Annotated in this window: 1 protein-coding gene; it reads left to right on the forward strand. The window is 80.7% G+C overall.

All coding sequences use genetic code 11. The features are described from left to right. On the forward strand, positions 1-513 hold a 513-nt coding region (locus ABD308_RS13130), incomplete at both ends, for an ATP-binding protein (RefSeq protein ID WP_344332933.1).

Consider the following 513-nt stretch of genomic DNA (forward strand, 5'->3'; position numbering starts at 1 on the left):
CGGCGCGGCCGCGCTCCGCCGTCCGCGCCTCCGTTGACGCCGCCGTACCGACTGCACCCGCCGCACCGGCCGTCCGGCCCGCCGCGCCGTTCCCCTTCGCGAGCTGCAAGCCCACCCCTCGTCCGGCGGCGACCCGTCCGCCCGTCGCCGTCTCCGCCCGGGTTCCGGCCCAGCAGGACCGGACCGCGCCCCGCCCGGCGCCCGCCCCCGCGTGCGTCGCCGACCAGCTCCCCCGCCCACCGGCCGGTTTCGTCGGCAGGTCGGTCGAACTCGGCTGGCTCAGCGAGCAGTTGCCGGGTGGCGCACACCCCGGCGGCCCCGGCCGGATCGGCGTCCTGGTCGGCCCGGCCGGCAGCGGAAAGACCGCCACCGCCCTGCGCTGGGCGCACGGCGCGGCCACCGCCTACCCGGACGGGCGGCTCTTCGCCGACCTCAACGGTTTCGGCCCCGGCCGCCCCGCCGACCCGGCCGCCGTGCTCGGCCGGTTCCTCCAGGCCCTCGGCGTTCCGGCCG

The organism is Kitasatospora putterlickiae (genome assembly GCF_039527695.1).
In the GTDB taxonomy this organism is placed as follows: domain Bacteria; phylum Actinomycetota; class Actinomycetes; order Streptomycetales; family Streptomycetaceae; genus Kitasatospora; species Kitasatospora putterlickiae.